Raw genomic sequence first — 565 nt, forward strand, 5'->3', positions numbered from 1 at the left:
AGCGACCTGCGTAGGTGCCAAATCCTGCGGAGACCGTTGGCGTCTTCCGAAAGATGGTTCGAACCGTGCACCGTGCGTGCGCTTCGAACGCGAGCTCCGCGAAAGCTCGATGGCCGTTTTCCTACTTTGGATACCGCCATGGGTTTCGCCACTGCCGCCGCTGTTGCCACCGACACTTTCGCACCCGTCAGCGTTCCGCTCGACGCGGGATTGCACGCCGTGCGCGGCGAAATCGCCGCCGTGCTGTCGATGCGTCACAACGGCCCGCGCCCGGTGCGGTTGCGCTATGAACTGGTCGGCCGCGGCGATGCGCCGGTGGTGGTGCTGGCCGGCGGCATTTCCGCGCATCGTCACGTGGCCGCCAATGCCGAATTCCCGGAAAAGGGCTGGGCCGAAGGCCTGGTCGCGGCGGGGCGCGCGCTGGACCCGGCGGTGCAGCGCATCCTGGCGTTCGATTTCATCGGGGCCGATGGCGCCCTCGACCTTCCGATCGACACCGCCGACCAGGCCGACGCGCTGGCGTTGTTGCTCGATCACCTTGGCATTCCCCAGCTGCAGTGCTTCG

General features: G+C 67.3%; 1 pseudogene. It reads left to right on the forward strand.

The features are described from left to right. Positions 1 to 138: 138 nt before the first annotated feature. Positions 139 to 565, forward strand: a pseudogene (locus DBR34_RS23110) (homoserine O-succinyltransferase); the annotation flags it as partial.

Source organism: Stenotrophomonas sp. HMWF003, assembly GCF_003061285.1.
GTDB classification, from domain to species: Bacteria; Pseudomonadota; Gammaproteobacteria; order Xanthomonadales; family Xanthomonadaceae; genus Stenotrophomonas; species Stenotrophomonas maltophilia_AP.